Below are 20,635 nucleotides of genomic sequence, written 5' to 3'. Positions count from 1 at the left end.
TACAAAACCGCGTCCACGTAGAATCGCGACCGGCGCCGATCGATGTTTCGGCTTTGGCAGGGCGGTGCGCTTTCGGGGCACGGCGCGAAGACTTGCCTGGGTCGGTCATCATGATGCCATGTGCTGGCGTAAGAACGCGCCATGCGGACGGAGAACCGCGGCGCGCTTTCCTGGAATTGCGCTAAATCCCAGCGAAATTGTCGCCGTTTTGCCGGTTTCATTGGCAATGAAGGGCGGTTGCCTGTTATTGCCGCTTCAAATCAAAAAGCATGGACGTTTCCGCATGACCAATGTCGCCCTGACCGGGCTTGCCCGCGATCTCGCCAGACGGGCCGCCGAGGGCCGTCCGGTGCGTATCGGCGTCATCGGCTCCGGCGAGATGGGCACCGATCTGGTGACGCAAGGCATGCTGATGCCCGGCATTTCGGTCGCCGCCATCTCGACGCGGCGCCCGCACACCGCCCGCGAGGCGATCCGCATCGCCTATGGCGACGAGGCGATGGCGGCCGAGGCCGACACCGCATCGAAGGTCAGCAAGGCGATCGAGGGCGGCAAGATCGCCATCACCTCGAATGAGATGCTGGTCACCAATCCACTGATCGACGTCGTCATCGACGCAACGGGGAAACCCGGCGTCGCCGCCGATTTCGACCTGATGGCGATGGAGCACGGCAAGCATCTGGTGATGATGAATGTCGAGGCCGACGTCACCATTGGCTGCTATCTGAAACAGCAGGCCGACCGGCTCGGCGTCGTCTATTCGGTCGGCGCCGGCGACGAGCCGTCGAGCTGCATGGAGCTGATCGAGTTCGCCTCGGCGCTCGGCTACACCATCGTCTCGGCCGGCAAGGGCAAGAATAATCCGCTCAACCATGACGCGGTGCCCGACGACTACCGCGAGGAGGCGCTGCGCCGCAACATGAACCCGCGCATGCTGGTCGAGTTCGTCGACGGCTCAAAAACCATGGTCGAGATGTGCGCCATCGCCAACGCCACCGGTCTGGTGCCGGATGTTCCGGGCATGCATGGTCCCAAGGCCGACCGCGACGAACTCGCCAAAGTGCTGATCCCGAAGGAGAATGGCGGCATCCTGTCGAAGAAGGGCGTTGTCGACTACACGATCGGCAAGGGCGTGGCGCCCGGCGTCTTCGTCATCGTCGAGGCGACGCATCCGCGCGTCATCGAGCGCATGGACGACCTGCATGTCGGCCACGGCCCCTATTACAGCTTCTTCCGACCCTATCACCTGACCTCGCTGGAAGTGCCGCTGACCGCCGCCCGCATCGTGCTCCACGGCCGGCCCGACATGGTGCCGCTGCCGAAACCGGTGGCCGAGGTCTGCGCGGTGGCAAAGCGCGATCTGACAGCGGGCGAGACCTTCGACGCCATCGGCGAGACCTGCTACCGCTCCTGGACGATGACGGTCACCGAAGCCCGCGCCAGCCGCGCCGTGCCGGTCGGCCTGCTCGAGGGCGGCAAGGTGCTGAAGCCGGTCCGGAAGGGCGAATTGCTGACGGCGGACAATGCCGCGCCCGATGAGACGACCAGACTGTACGCTCTGCGCCGCAAGCAGGACGAGATGCTGTACGGGGCTTGAGATCCTCCAAATATCGGGACTCTCACCATGCTGCCTCAGGCGCGTGACGTTACGTGCTGGCCTTGCCATGACAAAGTGACTATACTGTAGTGACAAGGACGCTTTGGAACCGGCAGATGAATCTCCAGATCAGGGATCCGCGCGCACGCGAATTGGCAAGACGGCTTGCCGAGAAGCGCAAGATTTCGATGACTGAGGCGGTTATCGAAGCTCTCGAATCCGAATTGCAGCGTGAACGTCAGCGCATCCCACTCGCCAAACGGCTCGCCGTCATCGCCGAGGACTTCCGGGCCAAGGCAGGCCAGGGCGGCCGGGTTATGAGTAAGGACGAGATCGACGAGATGTGGGGACATTCCTGATGTTCGTCGACACCTCGGTGGTTGTCGCTATTCTATCGGGAGAACAGGACGCCGACGAATGGAGTAACCGGATCGAGCAAGCGCCGAGCAGGATGACCTCAGCACTTGTGGTGCTCGAAGCAGCTATGCGTCTGTCTACCAAGCTTTCGGTCGAGCCGCTGGTTGCCGAGACGGTGATCGGGGCGTTCCTGCACGAGGCCAATATCGAGATTGTACCGATCGGCGCCGGCGAAGGCAGACTCGCGGTCAAGGCCTTTTCAGACTATGGCAAGGGGCGTGGGCATCCAGCCCAGCTTAACCTTGCCGACTGCCTCTCCTATGCCTGCGCGAAAAGTCACGGCCTGCCGCTGCTCTACAGGGGCAACGATTTCTCGCGAACCGATCTCGCTTAGTTTCATTTCCCGAGCTCTATCGACCTCAGCCGCGCCGCTTCCACCGCTTCGGTCAAAAGCTTGGTCAGCCGTTCCTCGCCCATCAGCACGGCGAGCGCTGCGGCCGTCGTGCCGTTCGGGCTGGTCACCTGCTGGCGCAGCACGCCGGGATCCTCGTGGCTTTCTGCGGCGAGCGAGGCGGCGCCATAGACCGTCTGCATGGCGAGCAGGCCGGCGGTCCTGGCCGGCAAGCCGGCCTTCTCGGCCGCAGCCGTCAGCGCCTCGATGAAATGGAAGATGTAGGCCGGGCCGGATCCGGACACCGCCGTCACCGCGTCCATCAGGCCCTCGTCATCGATCTCGGCCACTTCGCCGCTGGCCGACAACAGGTCGGCGACGAAACGCTTCGTGTCGTCCGACACAAGCGGGTTGGAGAACACCACCATCATGCCCTTGCCGATGGCGGCCGGCGTGTTCGGCATGCAGCGCACGATAGGCGCGCTGTCGCCCAATATGCTCGTGAACGTGGCGACGGACGTGCCGGCGGCAACGCTGAGGAAGGTGGTGCGGCCATCGGCGAAACGCGTGTAGGCAGCGGTCACTTCGCGGATCACTTGCGGCTTTACCGCGATGACGGCGAGGGAAGGCACCGCATCGGCTGGAATTCCGGCGGCATCGGCGGCGACGCCGCAGCCCAGCGCCTCGGCCCGCTTGCGCAACGCGTCATTGGGCTCGACCACGAACACGGATTGCGGTGCAAGCTTGCCGGATTTCAGCCAGCCCGAGAGCATGGCGAAACCCATATTGCCGCAGCCGGCGAGAACAAGCCTGATCGTCATTTGGAAGCCTCCGCAGGAACGGCCTTCCCATAGACGCTTGCGGCGTGCCGGGAAAGCCCCGTCGAAGCCAGGTCAGGAAGGGCGGCGCGCTGCCAGCGGCCGCAGCGACACCTGCCTCAGCCCGAGCACACTGAGCACGAAGAACAGCCAGACGGGGTCGGCGCGGCGGAAGAAGAAGCTTTCTAGGAAGCCGTTCAGCGCCGCGAACAGCAGCACCATCATGAAGAAGTCGCCGAGATAGATGTTCTCCTTGCGCAGCGGGATGCGCATGTAGTCGCGCAGCGGCGCGATCAGGAAGGTGTAGACCGCCACGCAGAGCGCCGGGATTCCCATCAGCACCGCGATGTCGAGATAGCCGTCATGGCCGTGCACGATGGTCCTGATGTCCCAGGGCCGATCGAAGGGCTGATCCTGGTTGAGCAGCAGCGGCGTTCCCCAGAAGCTTTCATAGCCGTAGCCGGTCCATGGCTTCTTCGCCAGCATGTCGCCGGCGAACTCCCACAGCGTCGTGCGCCCGGTATAGGTAAGGTCGGGAAAATAGACAGCCGCCAGGTGCTTCACCGGCGGGATGAAGACGATGCCCAGCGTGCCGACCGCCGTGGCGATGATCGCCAGCGCGAACAGGACCGGCGTGCCGAGCCGCATGCCGATCAGGCTCGGCAGCACCACGATCAGGATGGAGAACGGCACCAGCCCGACCGTCGTCTTGGAGCCGGTGTGCAGCATGAAGATCATGGCGGCGGCGAAGATGCCGGCGCCCCAGAGCTTGTCGCCGCGCCGGTAGAGATAGAGGCCGGCGAAGCTGAAGCAGGCCATGATCGGCCCGGCGATGTTCTTGTGGGTGAAGACGCCGCGCCAGAGACCGGCATGTTCGGGTTCCTGCGAGTCGGCCGTGTGCATCGCCTCATGCGGAAAGGCGATCAGCCCGACATAGGAGAGGCCGATCACGACGACGGCGGTGAAGATGACGACCTTCGAGAAACTATCGGCGTCGCGCGGCAGCGCCAGGATCGTCGCCATGGTCAGGATGCCGATCAGTGTGAACGAGGCGGCGCGCATCGCCGTCGGCGGGTCGGTCGCCAGCACCACCGACAGCATGAAGCAGCCGAGCATCAGCATCCAGGACGGGCTGAAGAGCGAGCGCGCCACGCGCGGGTCGGCGAAGGCCATCAGCGCGAAGATCGAGATCGCGCCGAGCGAGCTGAAACCCAGCTGATTGACGATGTCGCCGCCCTGGCCCGTCAACTCGGCGCCGGCCGGCTGGAAGGGCCGGAACGACACCAGGATGACGGTGAACAACAGCGCAGCGATCGCGGTCGCCACGCCCGCGCGGGTGAATGCCGCGCTGAGCGGCGCCCGCTCAGTTCTTCTCAGGCTGTCGGTATTGCTCATTGGCATATCCGAATTCGGCCATCACACGGCCAAGCGCGACATGGACGGGGTAGAGCGCCGTCGCCAACGATCCCGTCCGCGCCAGCCTGACGGCGCCGCGCAGCGGCGAGGCGGCAAGCAGCGCCAGGCTCTTGGCGAACACTTTTGCGCCGGCAAGCGGAGTGCCGGCGCGCTTCTTCTTCTCGACCAGCGTCGAGATGACGCCGTTGCGCAGGCTGCGGGCGCGGATCCAGTCTGCCTCGACGCGCCGGGCGGGCACCGTCTCGTGCACTTTGGCCTCGGCGCACCAGCCGAGCACGAAACCCTTGGCGGCCGCACGGCTGAGGAAATCGGAATCGCCGCCGCCCATGAAGTTGAAGCGGAGGTCGAGGAAGGGCGGGCCCATGGCGGTCAGCACATGGCGCCCGACCAGCAGGTTGCCGGACGAATAGAGCGCGGCGACCCGTCCCGTCTCCCGGTGGGGCGGCGCGAACACCGGGTGCTCCGCCCATCTGGCATGCGCCGGCTCAGCGAACACCGGCACCTGCGGGCCGCCGACGATGTCGGCGCCGAGCGTTTCAGCTGCCCTGCACATGCGCTCCAGCCAGTCGGGGTCGGCGATTTCGTCGTCGTCGATGACCAGCAGGTGCCGAAAGTTGGGAAAATGCAGGATCGCCGTTTGCCATCCGGCATTGTAGGCGCTGCAATTGCCGCGCTCATGCGCGACGATGACAAGACCTGACATCTCGCCGCGCTCGAAGGACGGGATCACGGCTTTGGCGCCGTCGCGCGCCTCGGCCTCGTTCTCCATCACGATGACGGCGAAGCGTCTCGCGGTCCGCTGCGCCTTCAGCGACGCCAGCGTCGCCAGCACCTGTTCCGGCCGCTTGAACGTCGGCAGCGTGACGACCGCCTCGATCGTCTCGGCGGCAAGCCCAGGCGAGCGTCCCGCGATCGATACAGAACCGTCCGATGGCAAGGGGATCATGCGCTCCAGCCGCAAGGGGTGATTTTGGCCCTCGATAGCATCGCGATGATAACGTTTCGTTAATCACCTTTCACGGCGGGGTCCGCGAAACCGAGACTCCCGGTGACGATCGGGTTCACTTAATCAAGGGTTCACCCCGCTTTGCTATCTGGGTTGCACTGGATAGGTGAGATGCATCTGCTGTTCGCCACATCGATCGTGCCCGACGGCGCTCTCGCTTCGGGCTATGAGATTGCCAACGCCGCGATCATCGACGCGTTGCGGCGCGCCGGCGTGCGCGTCACCGTGGTTGGCTTCAATTGGCCGGGAAAGCCCGCGGCCGATCCCGACAACACCATCGTGCTCGGCGCCGTCGACGTGCGTACCGAAAGCGCAGCGCCGCTGCAGAAGCTCGCCTGGGTGGCCAAGGCGATGGTCTCCGGCCTCACCTTCGCCTCGGCCAAGCTGCGTGTCGTTTCCGATGCCGAGGTCCGTGCCGCGATCGGGCGCGCCGGCCCGGTCGACGGCTATGTGCTGAACTCGGTGCAGTTCGCCGGCGCCTTCGAGACGCTCTTCGGCGACCGGCCGTCGATATTCGTCGCCCACAATGTCGAGCACCGCTCGGCCGAGGAGAACGCCGCCAGTGCGCGAAGCCTGCTCCAGCGGCTCCTGTTTCGCCGCGAGGCGAGGCTGCTTAGGGTCATGGAAGAGCGGCTCTGCCGCCAGGCGCGCTTCGTCTTCACCCTGGCCGAGGAAGACCGTGCGGCATTGGGCGTCGCCTCCGCCGATCGCTCGGCCGTGCTGCCGCTGGTGACCCGCACCCTTGCGCCGGCGCCGGCCGGTTCGCGGCGCATCGACTGTGACGCTGCCCTGATCGGCACCTGGACCTGGCAGCCGAACCGCATCGGGCTCGACTGGTTCCTGCAAAAGGTCGTACCGCATCTGAGGCCCGATTTCCGCATCAGGATCGCCGGCGGCATGCCCTCGGGCATCACGTCCACCCATCCCGGCGTCGAATTCGTCGGCCGCGTGCCCGACGCGCAGGACTTCGTGCGCGCCGCCGCCGTCATTCCGCTGATCAGCACCGCCGGCAGCGGCGTGCAGCTCAAGACCATCGAGACTTTCGAGCTCGGCCTGCCGTCCGTCGCCACCAGCCGCTCGCTGCGCGGCATCGGCCATCGCCCGGACAATTGCGTCGTCACCGACGATCCGATCGCCTTTGCCGCCGCGCTCGAGGCCGCCGCCGCGAAGGGCAGGGATGTCGATGGCAGCGCCTTCCATCGCCGGCAGGTCAAGGCGCTCGATGCCGCGATCAGGCTCGGCCTGGAGAAGCTCGGTTCGGTCCGGCAGGAGGCGTTCGCATGAACATGCACGCCACCCGCAAGGCGTTCGGGTCCGACACGTTGAAGACCATCCTCGGCATTCCCGTGCTCGCCATCCGCTGGGACGACGCGATCGCGCTGCTGACGCGGCTGGTCGCCGAGCGGCGCTTCACCAAAGTCAGTTTCCTCAACGCTCACAATGCCAACATCGCCTGCACCGATCCGGTCTTCGCCGAGGCGCTGGACGATTTCCTCATCCTGCCTGACGGCATCGGCGTCGACATGGCGGCCAAGTTGCTCTACGGCGCGCCGTTTCCGGACAACCTCAACGGCACCGACTTCGTGCCTGCCTTCCTGCAGGCCTCGTCGCGGCCGCTGACCGTCGGCCTGCTCGGCGCTACCCGCGTCAACGCCGAGGCGGCATCGGTCAAGCTTGCCGCGCTCGCCGTGCAGCACAGGTTCGTGGTCATCCATGACGGCTATTTCTCCGCCGCCGAGGAGCCGACGATCGTCGACAGGATCGCTGCCTTGCGGCCGGACGTGCTGCTCGTCGCCATGGGCGTGCCGCGCCAGGAATTGTGGATCGCGCGCCACATCGACGCCCGCCACTGCACGCTGCCGATCGCCGTCGGCGCGCTGCTCGATTTCCTGAGCGGCACGGTGCCGCGCGCGCCGCTGTGGATGCGCCGCCTCAGGCTCGAATGGCTGTTCCGGCTGCTGATCGAGCCAGGTCGTCTCTGGCGCCGCTACGTCGTCGGCAATCCGCTGTTCCTGTGGCGGGTCGCCAGGCAGAAACTCTCGGGCGCCGGAGGGCGTCCTTGAACAGCCGCTTCGTCCCGGGCGCAGCGACCGAAGTCCAGCGGCTTCCGCAGGCGCCGACGGCCGCGGTGGTGACCGCGAGCTACGCGCCGGATTTCGAACGCTGCCGGCTGCTGTGCGAGACGATGGACCGGCAGCTTTCCGGTGTCGCGCGCCACTACATACTGGTCGAGCATCGCGACGTGGCGTTGTTTCGCCAATTGGAGAACGCCCGCCGCATCGTCGTCGACGAGCGCGATCTGCTGCCGCGCTGGCTGCATGTCCTCGACGACCCGCTCAGCCTGTTTCGCCGCCGCGTCTGGCTCAGCCTGAAGACCCAGCCGCTGCGCGGCTGGCATGTGCAGCAGCTCCGCCGCATCGCCATCGCCGCGCACGCGGCGGAGGACGTACTGATCTTCTGCGATTCCGACGTCGCCTTCCTCCGGCCGTTCGACGCGAACGCCTTCTGGCGCGACGGCAAGGTGCGGCTGTTCCGGCGCGACGGCGTCCTGGCGAACGATGGCCATGACGAACATCGCATCTGGTCGCGCAATGCCGGCGCGACGCTCGGCATCGACGCCTCGAAAGTCTCTGCCCACGACTACATCTCGACGCTGATCGCCTGGCGCCGCGAAACCGTGACGGCGATGTGCGACCGGATCGAGAAGCTGCATGGCCGCGACTGGGTCGCGGTTCTCGGCTCGGCGCGCCGGTTCTCCGAATGCATGATCTACGGCCGCTATGTCGACGAGGTGCTGGAGGGCGCCGGCCATTTCCACGGTTCGGAAGAATTCTGCCATGTCCACTGGACCGGCGAGGCGCTGTCGGACGATGACTTCCGCCGTTTCGTCGCCGCCATGGCACCCGAACAGGTGGCGATCGGCATGCAGTCCTTCATCGGCACCGACATCGGCCGCATCCGCCGTCTGATCGATCTCGACTAGCCTAGGCAGGAATTAGATGGCCTTGGCCGGCCTGCGCATCGCCGAGTAAGTGAGAAACGCCGAGGCGAGATAGAGCAGCAGGAAGACGACGTTGAGCGACAGCACCAGATTGGACGTGTCGGCGATCGTCGTCAGCACATAGATCAGGAGCACCGCCTTCAGCCCGGCAAGCAGGCCGAGATTGAGCGCCCGGACGGCGGTCTGGCCGCGCGCGAACAGCAACTCGGCCTGGTATTCCGCCAGATTGCGCAGGCCGGGCACGCAAATGGCCAGCGCCACCAGCGGCGCCGCCTCCGCGACATTCCTGCCCAGCGCGTTGGGGAAGAAATGCAGCACGATGCCGAGCGCGGCGAGCGCCAGCGTCGAGACCAGGAACACGCCGCCCTCGATGCCGCTCTTGACGGCCAGCCGCGACAAGAGCTCCGGTGCCCGCATCATCCGCTGCACCAGCATCATCGAGAAGGTGCGGATCGGGATCGCCGTCAGGTCGACGAGGCGCATGATGATGGCGTAGATGCCGGCGAGATGAGCGCCGCCGATCGACAGCACCAGCAGCTTGTCGAACTCCATCTGCAGGTAGAACAGCACCTCGGCACCGGCGACATAGACGGAATCGGCGAGCCGCCTGAGATAAAGCTCGATGCGCAGCCGCAGCCGCTGTCGCGGATAGAAGAAGCCGAAGGCGATGACGAGCGAAGCCGCGTTGGCGCCGATATAATACCAGGACCAGACACCGACGCTGTGCTGCGCCGCCAGCATGAACAGCACCGCGCCGAGCGCCCTTAGCGCCGTCGCCAGGATCGCCAGCACGGCGGCCCGGCCGAACTTGCCGAGCCCGTTGTTGACGATCAGCGCCACCTCGACCGGCCGCCACAGCAGCGCCTCGGCGAAGACGACGGCGGCGAACACCGGCAGCGGCACGGCGCCGGCGAAGAAGATCAGGTAGACGACGTAGGATGCCGCCGCCAGCACCGGCAGCGAGACGGCGCCGAGCAGCAGGAAGCCGGCGGTGAAGGCGCCGATCAGATTGGGGCGGATCGTGGCGGTGCGGTAGAGCGCCGAGATAAAGCCGAAGGCGAGGATGCGCGACAGCATGACGCCCGCCGCCGAAGCGGTGGCGAACATGCCGAATTCGGCGATCGACAGCGTGTTCGCGAGCGCGATGAAATAGGCGAGCGAGAACACCAGCCGCCCGCCCGCGCCGCTGATCGCCGAGAAATAGTCGAAAACCAGCTTCCGGCGCGCGGCCACGAAGGCGCCGATCCGGGCGAGGCTCCGCCTCTGCTCTATGTCGCTGGCTTGGGTCATAGGTGCGCCGGACCATAGGCCGGAAAGCTTAACGTGCCGTTCTGGAGCGGCTTCGATTGCGCTCGAAAACCATGCAATCAAAGCGCGAAAACTCTCCTCTCCGGGACCGAAAATTAACCTTTTGTTTTCTATGCCTGTTTAGCGTGACTTAACGATTGGCCGACCGCCTCTCCCAAGCCGCCGAAGAGTAAAGCTCCAAGACAATGGTCGACAGGGACAACCGTGAGGATTGGAGGCGCGAGCGCTCGCTGCTGGCGCTCGGTGAGGCCATGCGCGGCGAGGACGACGCCTCGCTGGTGGCGATCGGCGACCGCGCGAACCAGTCGTGGCGCGAGGATGCGGCGGAGCGCCACCGGCTTGCACGCGCGCAGCGCGAGACCCGCTCGGCACCGTCCGCCGACACGGAGCCGGGCGGCCTTCAGGCCGACCACCAACCGATATCTCACGAGCCGCGCATCGGGGATGACTGGACCGCGCGAACTAGTTACGCACAGACGCATGCGCGCGAGGAGCCGGAGGAACTTTCGCATGGTCGCGCGCCTCAGGCCGCGCTCGATCCGCGACAGGCTTCGAACGCGCGCCGGCCCGCACTCGAGGATGCCGACGACCAGCAGTGGAAGCCGCTGATCGACCCGATGCAGGTCGTGCGCGGCATTGCCCGCTCGAAGGCGCTGATCCTTTCGACGACGATCCTCGGCGCGGCGCTCGGCGTCGCCATCGCTCTGTCGACGCCGAAGAAATACGAGGCCACCGCCGAGCTCATCGTCGATCCCCGCGACCTCAAGCTCACCGATCGCGATCTCACCCAGAACGTTGTCGCGTCCGACGCGACGCTGGCGATCGTCGAGAACCAGGTCCGCGTGCTTACCTCCGGCACGGTCCTCAACAAGGTCGTCGACAAGCTCAACCTCACCAACGATCCCGAGTTCAACGGGCAAGGCTCCGGCGGTCTCGGCGTGATGTCGATGATCCGTTCGATCCTGTCGCGCCATGATGCCGGAGCCGCCGACGAGGGCCGCCGCCGTGCGCTCGCCGTCGGCAATCTGGCGGAAAGCCTGTCGGTCGAGCGTGGCGGCAAGACCTTCGTCATCTCGGTCGGCGCCACCACCCAGAATGGCGAGAAGTCGGCCCTCATCGCCAACACGATGACCGACGTCTTCCTGCAGACCTTCGGCCAGATCCAGTCCGACACCGCCGGCCGCGCCACCGACGAGCTGACCGCGCGGCTCGACGAATTGCGCAAGGGCGTCGAGGCTGCCGAGCGCAAGGTCGAGGATTACCGCGCCACGCACGACCTCGTCGACGCGCAGGGCCATCTGATCAGCGACGACCAGATGCTGAAGCTCAACGAGCAGCTTTCCGTCGCCCGCGCCCGCACGCTGGAACTCAACGCGCGGGCGGCTTCAGCGCGTTCGCTCAGCGTCAATTCGGTCCTCAACGGCACCTTGCCGGAGGAGATCAACTCCAACACCATGGGCGAGCTGCGCGCGCAATATGCGGCGCTGAAGCAGGAAGCCGACCGCGCCGCGGTACGGCTCGGGCCGCGCCATCCCGAACTGCAGGCGCTCAGCGCCCAGCTCGCCGGCGCGCGCGACCGCATCGCCGGCGAATTGCAGCGCATCGCCTCTTCGCTGCAGGTCGACCTGAAGCGCTCGGTCCAGCTGGAGCAGGATCTTGCCTCCCGCCTGGCGCAGGCCAAGGTGCAGAGCGGCGACGTCAACAACGCCCTGGTCTCGCTGCGCGAGCTGGAACGCGAGGCCGCCGCCAAGCGCTCGGTCTACGAGGCTTTCCTGCTGCGCGCCAAGGAGACCGGTGAGCAGAAGGACATCAACACCGCCAACATCAACGTCATCTCCAAGGCCTTCGCACCGCTGGAGGCCAAGGGGCCGTCGCGCGCCATGCTGGCGCTTGCCGGCCTGCTGCTTGGTTTTGCTGCGGGTGTCGGGCTCGGCGGCATGCGCGGCGCCTATGAGAGCCTGCGCGAAACCGCGACCTCGCGCTCGCGTCGCCGCGCAAACGACGACCACAAGCCGGCGGTCGAAGACAAGGTCTATCGGGCGCCACCTCCTGTTCCGCTGCCACGGTCGCAGCCGCGCGCTCCATTGCCGCCTCCACCATCGCCCGCCGCGACCACCGGGGCTGAACGTTCGGGGCCGGTTGGCGCCTTGCTTTCGGCAGTGCGCGGGATGATGCCCGGCAAAAGGCAAAAGCACGTCGATCCCGGCAAGGTCACGGAACGGCCCGCGGCCTATCAGCCGCGTCAATTCCAGCAGGACGAGCCGCCTCGGCGGCCGGCCACCTATTCCTCTCCGCGCACGCAGGCCTATGACAATGAGCCCGGCTATCGGCCGGCACGGCCCGAACAGACACCGCCGGCCAGCCATGCCTATCCGCCGGCGGCAACTTCGTCTGGCGGGCAGGGGACCAATCCTCGGGATCAACTGGCGCCGCAGGCGCCGAACACCGACGAGCAGCAAGGCCAGATCGACGAGATCCGCGAAAGCCTGCGCGAATTCCGCGAAGCGGTGCGCGAGCTCACCGAAAGCCGTTCGAACCGCCGCTATTTCTAAATCCCGCCCCATCCGATAAAAGCGGCCGGTTTCGAGTTTACGGCATGCGACGGCGTTTTGACGGGATTGCCCGCCGGAATTTTCGTGAAAATGCCGCTCGACATGTCGCCCGAACCGCGCGGGTTTCGGGTCTGTGAAACAATGAGACAAGGCGGTCGCATGAATCCCAAGGATGCGACGTGCTTTGATGGATGAGTTGAAGGTGGTTCATGGCCGAAGTGATTGACGGGAAGAGCGTCGCCGAAGACGTGGTTGGCAAGGTCAAGGCACTGACCGCGGAACTGGCGGGCAAGGGCGCGACCAAGCCCGGCCTCGCCGTGGTGATCGTCGGCGAGGATCCGGCGAGCCAGGTCTATGTCGCCTCGAAATCGCGCACCGCCAAGGAATGCGGCTTCCACTCGCTGCAGCACACGCTGCCGGCCGAGACCTCGGAGGCCGAATTGCTCAAGATCATCGGTGACCTCAACGCCGACCCGTCGATCCACGGCATCCTGGTGCAGCTGCCGCTGCCCGGCCACATCGATTCCGGCAAGGTCATCCAGACCATCGCGCCGGAGAAGGATGTCGACGGCTTCCACTTCATCAATGTCGGCAAGCTCGGCACCGGCGAGCTGGAGACGGCCTTCGTGCCCTGCACCCCGGCCGGCTCGATGCTGCTGATCGAGCGCGTGCGCGGCAAGGACCTGTCCGGTCTCAACGCCGTCGTCGTCGGCCGCTCCAACATCGTCGGCAAGCCGATGGCCAACCTCCTGCTTGCCGCCAACTGCACCGTCACCATCGCCCACAGCCGCACCAAGGACCTGCCGGCGCTTGCCCGCACCGCCGACATCCTGGTCGCCGCCGTCGGCCGTCCGGAAATGGTCAAGGGCGACTGGGTCAAGCCCGGCGCCACGGTCATCGACGTCGGCATCAACCGCATCCCGGCGCCCGAGAAGGGCGAGGGCAAGAGCCGCCTCGTCGGCGACGTCGCCTATGCCGAAGCCGCCAAGGCGGCCGGCGCCATCACCCCGGTGCCCGGCGGCGTCGGGCCGATGACCATTGCCATGCTGATGGCGAACACTGTAGCTTCCGCCTACCTTGCGGCCGGGTTGAAGCGGCCGTCCTTCTGACCGGGAAGCAGCCTACTTGCCGAACCATTCCATTCCCATCGAACGGCCGGTCGCGAACGATTCCGTTCAGGGTGGTCGTCAGTTCGGGTTCCTGCTGGTCGACAAGTTCTCGATGTTCTCGCTGGCCGCGGCGATCGACTGCTTTCGCTCGGCCAACCGCTTGCTTGGCCGCGATGTCTATGGCTGGACGACGATCTCGGCGGATGGCGACGCCGTCATGGCCTCCAACGGCCTGCCGCTGAAGATCGATTATTCCGTCGCCGATATGCCGCCGGTCGACATCCTGTTCGTGTCGGTCGGCCTCTCCATCGAATTCCCGGGCAAGAGCAAGGTGCTGGCGGCGCTGCGCAGCTGGGGCAGGCGCGGCAACGCGCTCGGTGCGCTCTCGGTCGGCTCCTATCTGCTCGCCGAGGCCGGCCAGCTCGACGGCTATCGCTGCACCATCCATTGGGAGAACCGCGCCGGCTTCATGGAGCGTTTCCCGGACATCAACTGCACCGGCAATGTCTTCGAGATCGACCGCAAGCGTTACACCTGCGCCGGCGGCACCACCTCGATCGACCTGATGCTTGAGATCGTGCGCACCGATTTCGGCTCCAACCTCGCCAACGGCGTCGCCAACCAGTTCCAGCACGAGCGCATCCGTTCGGCCGGCGACCGCCAGCGCGTCGGGCCGGAGCGCGACCTCACCGGCAAGTCGGAGAAGCTCAGGCGCATTGTCGAGCTGATGGCCGATCACCTCGACGAGCCGCTGTCGGCGGTCCAGCTCGCCAAGTCGGCGGGCCTGTCGGTGCGCCAGGTCGAGCGCCTGTTCCTGCGCCATTTGAGCGTTACGCCGGGGCGTTACTACATGCGGCTCAGGCTGGAGCGGGCGCGCGAACTGCTGCGCCAGACCAACATGCCGATCCTCGACGTGGCGATCGCCACCGGCTTCACCTCGCACTCCTATTTCGCGCAGAGCTACCGGCTGCAGTTCGGCCGCCCGCCGTCGGAAGAGCGCCGCACCACCTACTGAGCGATGAGCCGCCGTCCGTGGTGCCTGTGCGCAAGGCCGCGTGCGGGCTTGTCTCCACAGGCCGGGTCAAATACCTTCGCGCCGCGGACCAGAGGGGTTTCCTAGGAGAGTTTCATGATGCGATTGGCACGGAGCGTCGCCACGGCGATTCTCCTTTTGTCGACGACCACGTTCGGCTTTGCCGCCAACAAGGTCATCATCATTCTCGATGCGTCGGGCTCGATGTGGGCGCAGATCGACGGCAAGCCGAAGCTCGAGATCGCGCGCGAATCGCTGCGCACCGTGCTGCAGTCGGTGCCGGGCGACGACGAGATCGGCTTCATGGCCTACGGTCATCGCCAGAAGGGCAGCTGCGAGGACATCGAGCTGATCGTGCCGCCGCAGGCGGGTTCGGCGAGCGCCATTTCGGCCGCCGCCGACAGCATGAAATTCCTCGGCAAGACGCCGCTGACCGCAGCCGTCAAGCAGGCGGCCGAGGCGCTGAAATACACCGAGGACAAGGCAACCGTCGTCCTCATCACCGACGGGCTCGAGACCTGCGGCGGCGACCCTTGCGCGCTGGGCAAGGAACTGGAGGCTTCCGGCGTCGACTTCACCGCCGATGTCGTCGGCTTCGGCCTGACCGCCGACGAGGGCAAGCAGATCGCCTGCCTCGCCGAGAACACCGGCGGCAAGTATATCCAGGCCTCGGATGAAAAGGCGCTGCAGGAAGCGCTGGTCGAGACCGTGGCGGCGCCGGCCCCGGCACCTGCCCCCGAACCTGCTCCGGCCCCCGCGCCGGCGCCTGAGCCCGCCAAGCCGGAATTCAATTTCATGCCGAGCGTCGTCCTGGCCGAAGGCGGCCCGGATGTCAGCGACAACAGCAATGCCTGGGAGATCTACAAGGCCAACGCTGACGGCACGCGCGGCGATCAGGTCATGACCGAGTATGGCGAGCTCAAGACCAGTCTCGAGCCGGGCGACTACATCGTCGTCGGTCGCGCCGACGAGGCCAAGGTCGAGCAGAAGCTCAAGGTCGAGGCCGGCCAGGTCTACAAGCCGCTGTTCACGCTGAATGCCGGCACGCTGGTCATTCATCCGCACGCCAGCCAGGGCGCCGAGATCAGCGGCGAGGCCCGCGTCGACTTCGCCTATCCGGGCGGCAGCACCACCCATTATGGCGACGCCAAAGCCACAGTGCCGGCGGGCGAGCAGAAGGTGACAGTGCAGATCGGCGCCGGCACGGTGACCGAGACCGTTCAGCTGGCCGCCGGGCAGACCGTCGAAAAGGATATCGTCGTCGGCGTCGGCCATGCCGTGCTCAATGCCTACTACACGGCGGGCGGCGACAAGGCGGATAATTCGGGCATGGGCTTCGAGATCGTCAAGGCCAAGAAAAAGATCGACGGCACGCGGGAAAGCGTCGAGCACTCCTACGGACCGGACAGCAAGTTCTGGCTGCCGCCGGATGACTATGTCGCGATCACCACCTTCGATATCGCCGTGGTCGAGCAGCCCTTCAGCATCAAGGCCGGCGACAACCAGGACGTCAAGGTGACGCTCGACGCCGGCGTGCTGGCGATGTCGGCGCCCGGCGCCTATTCGATCGAAGTGCTTTCGTCGAAGAAGGACATCGAGGGCAAGCGCAAGTCGCTTGGGCTAAGCTATGGTGACAGCTGGCAGCAGACCATTCCGGCGGGCGACTATGTCGTCGTGCGCCACGCCTCCGACCAGGGCCAGGACAAGGAGACGCCGGTGACGGTGAAGGCCGGCGAACGCGCCGAGGTTACCGTCCAGTAGGTAGCGCTTCCGTCTTCTGGAGAAAAAGGGGCGGCCGATGAGCCGCCCCTTTTTCTTGGATGGAATTGCCGACTCAGGCGTTCCCGAACGCCGCGGCGCCGTGATCGGCGCGGCCGACGAGTTGCCGGAACCCGGCGAACAGCTCGCGGCCGAAGCCGAACTCGTTGCCGATGAGATCGGCATCCGCCGTGCGCCGCAGCGCGAATTCCGCGCCCGGCACCAGCACTTCCAGCGTGCCGGCATCGGCGTCGAGCCGGATGATGTCGCCGTCATGGATCCTGGCGATCGGGCCGTCCTCGACCGCTTCCGGCGTGACATGGATCGCCGCAGGCACCTTGCCGGACGCGCCCGACATGCGCCCATCGGTCACCAGCGCCACGCGCTGGCCGCGATCCTGCAGGATGCCGAGCACGGTGGTCAGCTTGTGCAGTTCCGGCATGCCGTTGGCTTTCGGCCCCTGGAAGCGGATGACGGCGATGAAATCGCCGGTCAGCGTGCCGGCCTTGAAGGCCTCGTTCAGCCCTTGCTGGCTGTCGAACACTTTTGCGGGCGCCTCGATGACGCGTCGCTCCGGCTTCACGGCGGAGGTCTTGATGACGGCATGGCCGAGATTGCCGCCAAGCACCTTCAGGCCGCCGGTCGGCTGGAACGCCTTCTTGAAAGGCGCCAGCACCTTCTCGTCGCCGCTTTCCAGCGGCGAGGCCTCACGCACCACGCCGCCATCGGCGCCGAGCCTGGCCTCGACCGCATAGGGGCGCAACCCTTCGCCCCACACCGTCTGCACGTCCTCGTGCAATATGCCCTCGTCGAGCAGTTCGCGGATCAGGAAGCCGAGCCCGCCGGCGGCGTGGAAATGGTTCACGTCGGCAAGCCCGTTTGGATAGACGCGGGCCAGCAGCGGCACCGCTTCCGACAGGTCCGAAATGTCCTGCCAGGTCAGCGCGATCCCGGCGGCGGCGGCCATCGCGATCAAGTGGATCGTGTGGTTGGTCGAGCCGCCGGTCGCATGCAGGCCGACGACGCCGTTGACGATCGAGCGCTCGTCGATCATGCGGCCGACCGGCGTGTAGTCGTTGCCGAGCGCGGTGATCGACAGCGCGCGCCTTGCCGCTTCCCTGGTCAGCGCGTCGCGCAGCGGCGTGCCCGGATTGACGAAGGAGGCGCCCGGCGTGTGCAGGCCCATGATCTCCATCAGCATCTGGTTGGAGTTGGCGGTGCCATAGAAGGTGCAGGTGCCCGGCCCGTGGTAGGATTTGGACTCCGCCTCGAGCAACTCGGCCCGTCCCGCCTTGCCCTCGGCGTAGAGCTGGCGGACCTTGGCCTTCTCGTCATTCGGCAGGCCGGTGGTCATCGGCCCGGCCGGCACGAACACCGCCGGCAGATGGCCGAAGGTGAGCGCGGCGATCACCAGCCCCGGCACGATCTTGTCGCAGACGCCGAGGAAGACGGCGGCGTCGAACATGTTGTGCGACAGCCCGATCGCCGCCGCCATGGCGATCACGTCGCGCGAGAACAGCGACAGCTCCATGCCGGGCTGGCCCTGCGTGACACCGTCGCACATCGCCGGCACGCCGCCGGCCACCTGCGCGATGCCGCCCGCCTCGCGCGCCGCTTCCTTGATCAGTGCCGGATAGGTCTCGAAGGGCTGATGCGCCGACAGCATGTCATTGTAGGAGGTGATGATGCCGAGGTTGGGCACCCGGTCGCCGCCGAGCGCGACCTTCTCGGAAGGGCTGCAGACGGCAAAGCCGTGGGCGAGGTTGCCGCACGACAGCACGGCCCGGTTGGCGCTGCGGCCGGAGGCTTCTGCGATGCGGCCGAGATAGGCCTCGCGGCCGGCCTTCGAGCGTTGGCGGATGCGCTCGGTGATGGCTTCGATGTCGCGTCTGGCGGTCATGGCAACGGTCCTTTCAGGCGGGGTCCCTGAACTTTCCGGCAACCGGGACCCTCGGTATGGTCAAAATCAGGGCGCCCAGAAAACCTCGACGGTTCTGGGTGCCGCATCGATCACGGCGCGGATGGGCTTTCGCTTTCCCGGCGCCATCGCATCTTCGAAGGCACTGCGTTTTTCCGCGCCCTCGATGTGCAGGGCGATGAAGCCGGCGGCGATGATCCTTGCCATCGACAGCGTCAGCCGGGGCTCGCCGGCGCTTGCCGCGTGCACCGGCAGCACGATCCTTTGCGAGGACGGATCGAGCAGTCGTGGCAGGTCGTCGGCGTCGGGAAAGAACGAGGCGGTGTGGCCGTCACCGCCCATCCCGAGCACGACCGCGTCGAGCGGCCAGGGCAGCGATGTCAGCGCCTCGTTGTCGGACAGCGCCGCATCCTCGATGCTTGCCGCTTCATGATAGAGCGGCACGAAGCGGGCGGCAGCCGCGGCGTTCTGCAACAGATTTGCGGCCACCAGCCCGGCATTCGAGCGCGGCGAGGAGGCCGGCACGAAACGCTCGTCGACCAGCGTCACCGTGACCTTGTCCCAGGCGATCGGGGTCTTCGACAGCGCCGCGAAGAACTTCGCCGGCGTCGTGCCGCCGGAAACGGCAAGCAGCGCCGTGCCGCGCTCGCTGATCGCCTTGGTCAGCCGCGCCGCGACATGGCCGGCAAGTGCTACCGCCAGCTGCTCGCGATCGGCGAAGCCATTCCAGTTGTAGGCGCCGCTCAATTGCTCTCGTGCCATGTCCGCCCATCGCGTTCGATCAGCGCGATCGAGGCCGACGGCCCCCATGTGCCGGCCGTATAGCCTTGCGCCTCCTGCCTGGCATTTTCCCAGGCGTTCTGGATCGGATCGATCCATTTCCAGGCCGCCTCGACTTCGTCGCGGCGCATGAACAGCGTCTGGTTGCCGCGCACCACGTCCATGATCAGCCGCTCATAGGCATCCGGCGCGCGCCCGTCGAAGGATTGCGCGAAGCTCATGTCGAGCGGGATCTGGCGCAGCCGCATGCCGCCCGGGCCCGGATCCTTGATCATGATGAACTGCTTGACGCCCTCATCCGGCTGCAGCCGGATCACCAACTGGTTGGCGAAGATCGGCCCGGCGCTGTCGCCGAAGATCGAGTGCGGGATCGGCTTGAACTCGATGACGATTTCCGAGACGCGGGTCGCCAGCCTTTTGCCGGTCCTGAGGTAGAACGGGACGCCGGCCCAGCGCCAGTTGGCGATCTCGGCCTTGATGGCGACGAAGGTCTCGGTGTTGCTGTCCTTGCCGAGTTCCTCGACATAGCCTTTCACCGGCCCTCCGGCGGATGCCCCGGCGCGATACTGGCCGCGCACCGTGTGCTTCGGCGCCTCGTTGCCGTTGATGCGCTTCAGCGCCCTGAGCACCTTCAGCTTCTCGTCGCGCACGGCGTCCGCGTCCATCGAGGACGGCGCCTCCATGGCGACGAGGCACAGAAGCTGCAGCATGTGGTTCTGCACCATGTCGCGCAGCGCGCCGGCCTTGTCGTAATAGGTGACGCGGTCCTCGAGGCCGACGGTCTCGGCGACCGTGATCTGCACGTGGTCGACATTGGCCGAGTTCCACAACGGCTCGTAGAGCGCGTTGGCGAAGCGCAGCGCCATCAGGTTCTGCACCGTCTCCTTGCCGAGATAGTGGTCGATGCGGAAGATCTGGCTTTCGTGGAAGTCGTCGCCGACAAGGTCGTTGAGCGCGCGCGCCGAGGCGAGGTCGCGGCCGATCGGCTTCTCCAGCACGATGCGCGAATTCGGCGTGATCAGATTGTGTTCCTTGAGCTTGTGCGAGATGTCGCCGAACAGCGCCGGCGCTACGGCCAGGTAGAAGGCGCGGATGCGGTCGCTGTCGCCGATCGCCTTCTTCAGCTTGTCGAAGCCGGCGCCGGTAGTCGCGTCGGCCGAGACATAGGAGAGCCGGGCGAGGAACGTCTCCAGCTCCTTCGGATCGATGTCGGCGGGCTTCACGTGGTCCGAGATCGCCTGCTTGGCGAATGCCTGGAACTCGGCGTCGGTCATCTTGGAACGCGACGTGCCGATGATCCTGGTCGGCTCGGAAAACTGATGGTCGCGCTGGCGATGATAGAGCGAAGGCAGGAGCTTGCGTTCCGACAGGTCGCCGGTGCCGCCGAAAATGATGAAGTCGAAAGGATCGACGGGGATGATCTGGCTGGTCATGGTCTGTCCGTTTTGACGCCGCGCTCAGGTACGAGGCTGATATATTCTAATCGATTTAAATATTCCAGTGCCATGGTGTCACAGGTGAGAACCGGTCGCTGGTTGTCGATTGGGTTCATGTGTGCCCTTGACACTGACGTAGCCCCGGGGGCTTCTCG

At 66.1% G+C, this 20,635-nt stretch carries 17 protein-coding genes; 10 read left to right on the top strand and 7 right to left on the bottom strand.

The genetic code is table 11. The features are described 5' to 3' along the window. Nucleotides 1-283: 283 nt before the first annotated feature. The 3 genes from EN846_RS27000 (at nucleotide 284) to EN846_RS26990 (ending at nucleotide 2,348) form a co-directional block, all read left to right on the top strand. Nucleotides 284-1,597, top strand: coding sequence for an NAD(P)H-dependent oxidoreductase (locus EN846_RS27000; RefSeq protein ID WP_127392850.1), 1,314 nt, complete (start codon nucleotides 284-286; stop codon nucleotides 1,595-1,597). 116 nt (nucleotides 1,598-1,713) lie between these two features. After that, a complete protein-coding gene (locus EN846_RS26995; protein WP_127392851.1) occupies nucleotides 1,714-1,956 on the top strand; it encodes a type II toxin-antitoxin system VapB family antitoxin in 243 nt (80 codons plus the stop codon). Further along, on the top strand, nucleotides 1,956-2,348 hold the full coding sequence (locus EN846_RS26990; RefSeq protein WP_127392852.1) for a type II toxin-antitoxin system VapC family toxin: 393 nt from the start codon (nucleotides 1,956-1,958) through the stop codon (nucleotides 2,346-2,348). Before EN846_RS26995 ends, EN846_RS26990 begins: the two co-directional genes overlap by 1 nt. Nucleotides 2,349-2,350: 2 nt before the next feature. On the opposite strand, the gene proC is transcribed toward EN846_RS26990, so the two are convergent. From proC to EN846_RS26975, 3 genes are all read right to left on the bottom strand, one after another. Beyond that, on the bottom strand, nucleotides 2,351-3,166 hold the full coding sequence (gene proC / locus EN846_RS26985) for a pyrroline-5-carboxylate reductase (RefSeq protein WP_127392853.1): 816 nt from the start codon (nucleotides 3,164-3,166) through the stop codon (nucleotides 2,351-2,353). Nucleotides 3,167-3,238: 72 nt separating this feature from the next. After that, on the bottom strand, nucleotides 3,239-4,558 hold the full coding sequence (locus EN846_RS26980) for an O-antigen ligase (RefSeq protein ID WP_127392854.1): 1,320 nt from the start codon (nucleotides 4,556-4,558) through the stop codon (nucleotides 3,239-3,241). After that, a complete protein-coding gene (locus EN846_RS26975) occupies nucleotides 4,527-5,525 on the bottom strand; it encodes a glycosyltransferase (protein WP_127392855.1) in 999 nt (332 codons plus the stop codon). Before EN846_RS26975 ends, EN846_RS26980 begins: the two co-directional genes overlap by 32 nt. A 171-nt stretch (nucleotides 5,526-5,696) precedes the next feature. On the opposite strand from EN846_RS26975, the gene EN846_RS26970 reads away from it, so the two are divergent. The 3 genes from EN846_RS26970 to EN846_RS26960 are packed head-to-tail and all read left to right on the top strand — an operon-like array spanning nucleotide 5,697 to nucleotide 8,568. Continuing rightward, nucleotides 5,697-6,869 (top strand): glycosyltransferase family 4 protein, encoded by a 1,173-nt coding sequence (locus EN846_RS26970; protein ID WP_127392856.1) that lies wholly within the window; start codon nucleotides 5,697-5,699, stop codon nucleotides 6,867-6,869. Beyond that, a complete protein-coding gene (locus EN846_RS26965) occupies nucleotides 6,866-7,648 on the top strand; it encodes a WecB/TagA/CpsF family glycosyltransferase (RefSeq protein ID WP_128346720.1) in 783 nt (260 codons plus the stop codon). The genes EN846_RS26970 and EN846_RS26965 overlap by 4 nt, the downstream gene beginning before the upstream one ends. Then, a complete protein-coding gene (locus tag EN846_RS26960; protein ID WP_127311380.1) occupies nucleotides 7,645-8,568 on the top strand; it encodes a DUF6492 family protein in 924 nt (307 codons plus the stop codon). The genes EN846_RS26965 and EN846_RS26960 overlap by 4 nt, the downstream gene beginning before the upstream one ends. A 12-nt stretch (nucleotides 8,569-8,580) precedes the next feature. Here the strand turns inward: EN846_RS26960 and EN846_RS26955 are convergent, their stop codons facing one another. Beyond that, complete coding sequence (locus EN846_RS26955; protein WP_127393559.1) at nucleotides 8,581-9,876, bottom strand: lipopolysaccharide biosynthesis protein; 1,296 nt, start codon at nucleotides 9,874-9,876, stop codon at nucleotides 8,581-8,583. Nucleotides 9,877-10,079: 203 nt separating this feature from the next. On the opposite strand from EN846_RS26955, the gene EN846_RS26950 reads away from it, so the two are divergent. The 4 genes from EN846_RS26950 to EN846_RS26935 all read left to right on the top strand — a co-directional run bounded on the left by EN846_RS26950 (nucleotide 10,080) and on the right by EN846_RS26935 (nucleotide 16,349). After that, nucleotides 10,080-12,446 carry a GumC family protein gene (locus EN846_RS26950; protein ID WP_127311379.1) on the top strand — a complete coding sequence of 789 codons (2,367 nt, stop codon included), beginning with the start codon at nucleotides 10,080-10,082 and terminating at the stop codon, nucleotides 12,444-12,446. 209 nt (nucleotides 12,447-12,655) lie between these two features. Beyond that, nucleotides 12,656-13,555: a bifunctional methylenetetrahydrofolate dehydrogenase/methenyltetrahydrofolate cyclohydrolase FolD gene (gene folD, locus EN846_RS26945; RefSeq protein ID WP_128346721.1), complete on the top strand. Its 900-nt coding sequence runs from the start codon at nucleotides 12,656-12,658 to the stop codon at nucleotides 13,553-13,555. Between the two features lie 16 nt (nucleotides 13,556-13,571). Further along, nucleotides 13,572-14,570 (top strand): GlxA family transcriptional regulator, encoded by a 999-nt coding sequence (locus tag EN846_RS26940; protein ID WP_126056467.1) that lies wholly within the window; start codon nucleotides 13,572-13,574, stop codon nucleotides 14,568-14,570. A gap of 114 nt (nucleotides 14,571-14,684) precedes the next feature. Continuing rightward, on the top strand, nucleotides 14,685-16,349 hold the full coding sequence (locus tag EN846_RS26935) for a VWA domain-containing protein (RefSeq protein WP_128347089.1): 1,665 nt from the start codon (nucleotides 14,685-14,687) through the stop codon (nucleotides 16,347-16,349). 73 nt (nucleotides 16,350-16,422) lie between these two features. On the opposite strand, the gene edd is transcribed toward EN846_RS26935, so the two are convergent. From edd to zwf, 3 genes are all read right to left on the bottom strand, one after another. Continuing rightward, nucleotides 16,423-18,246: a phosphogluconate dehydratase gene (gene edd / locus EN846_RS26930; protein ID WP_127285053.1), complete on the bottom strand. Its 1,824-nt coding sequence runs from the start codon at nucleotides 18,244-18,246 to the stop codon at nucleotides 16,423-16,425. A gap of 66 nt (nucleotides 18,247-18,312) precedes the next feature. Then, entirely contained in the window at nucleotides 18,313-19,026 is a 714-nt protein-coding gene (gene pgl, locus EN846_RS26925; protein WP_127285054.1) for a 6-phosphogluconolactonase, read from the bottom strand. Continuing rightward, on the bottom strand, nucleotides 19,008-20,477 hold the full coding sequence (gene zwf / locus EN846_RS26920) for a glucose-6-phosphate dehydrogenase (RefSeq protein WP_127285055.1): 1,470 nt from the start codon (nucleotides 20,475-20,477) through the stop codon (nucleotides 19,008-19,010). The genes pgl and zwf overlap by 19 nt, the downstream gene beginning before the upstream one ends. Nucleotides 20,478-20,635 lie beyond the last annotated feature (158 nt).

The sequence above is a fragment of the Mesorhizobium sp. M4B.F.Ca.ET.203.01.1.1 genome (assembly GCF_004791025.1).
Lineage (GTDB): Bacteria > Pseudomonadota > Alphaproteobacteria > Rhizobiales > Rhizobiaceae > Mesorhizobium > Mesorhizobium abyssinicae.
This window is presented reverse-complemented; position numbering and strand designations above follow the sequence as displayed.

What these genes read in the sequence shown, in the direction of transcription:
- EN846_RS27000 (WP_127392850.1), top strand. Translation starts at nt 284, where the DNA reads ATGACCAATGTCGCCCTGACCGGGCTTGCCCGCGATCTCGCCAGACGG.
- EN846_RS26995 (WP_127392851.1), top strand. Translation starts at nt 1,714, where the DNA reads ATGAATCTCCAGATCAGGGATCCGCGCGCACGCGAATTGGCAAGACGG.
- EN846_RS26990 (WP_127392852.1), top strand. Translation starts at nt 1,956, where the DNA reads ATGTTCGTCGACACCTCGGTGGTTGTCGCTATTCTATCGGGAGAACAG.
- proC (WP_127392853.1), bottom strand. Translation starts at nt 3,166, where the DNA reads ATGACGATCAGGCTTGTTCTCGCCGGCTGCGGCAATATGGGTTTCGCC.
- EN846_RS26980 (WP_127392854.1), bottom strand. Translation starts at nt 4,558, where the DNA reads ATGAGCAATACCGACAGCCTGAGAAGAACTGAGCGGGCGCCGCTCAGC.
- EN846_RS26975 (WP_127392855.1), bottom strand. Translation starts at nt 5,525, where the DNA reads ATGATCCCCTTGCCATCGGACGGTTCTGTATCGATCGCGGGACGCTCG.
- EN846_RS26970 (WP_127392856.1), top strand. Translation starts at nt 5,697, where the DNA reads ATGCATCTGCTGTTCGCCACATCGATCGTGCCCGACGGCGCTCTCGCT.
- EN846_RS26965 (WP_128346720.1), top strand. Translation starts at nt 6,866, where the DNA reads ATGAACATGCACGCCACCCGCAAGGCGTTCGGGTCCGACACGTTGAAG.
- EN846_RS26955 (WP_127393559.1), bottom strand. Translation starts at nt 9,876, where the DNA reads ATGACCCAAGCCAGCGACATAGAGCAGAGGCGGAGCCTCGCCCGGATC.
- EN846_RS26950 (WP_127311379.1), top strand. Translation starts at nt 10,080, where the DNA reads ATGGTCGACAGGGACAACCGTGAGGATTGGAGGCGCGAGCGCTCGCTG.
- folD (WP_128346721.1), top strand. Translation starts at nt 12,656, where the DNA reads ATGGCCGAAGTGATTGACGGGAAGAGCGTCGCCGAAGACGTGGTTGGC.
- EN846_RS26935 (WP_128347089.1), top strand. Translation starts at nt 14,685, where the DNA reads ATGATGCGATTGGCACGGAGCGTCGCCACGGCGATTCTCCTTTTGTCG.
- edd (WP_127285053.1), bottom strand. Translation starts at nt 18,246, where the DNA reads ATGACCGCCAGACGCGACATCGAAGCCATCACCGAGCGCATCCGCCAA.
- pgl (WP_127285054.1), bottom strand. Translation starts at nt 19,026, where the DNA reads ATGGCACGAGAGCAATTGAGCGGCGCCTACAACTGGAATGGCTTCGCC.
- zwf (WP_127285055.1), bottom strand. Translation starts at nt 20,477, where the DNA reads ATGACCAGCCAGATCATCCCCGTCGATCCTTTCGACTTCATCATTTTC.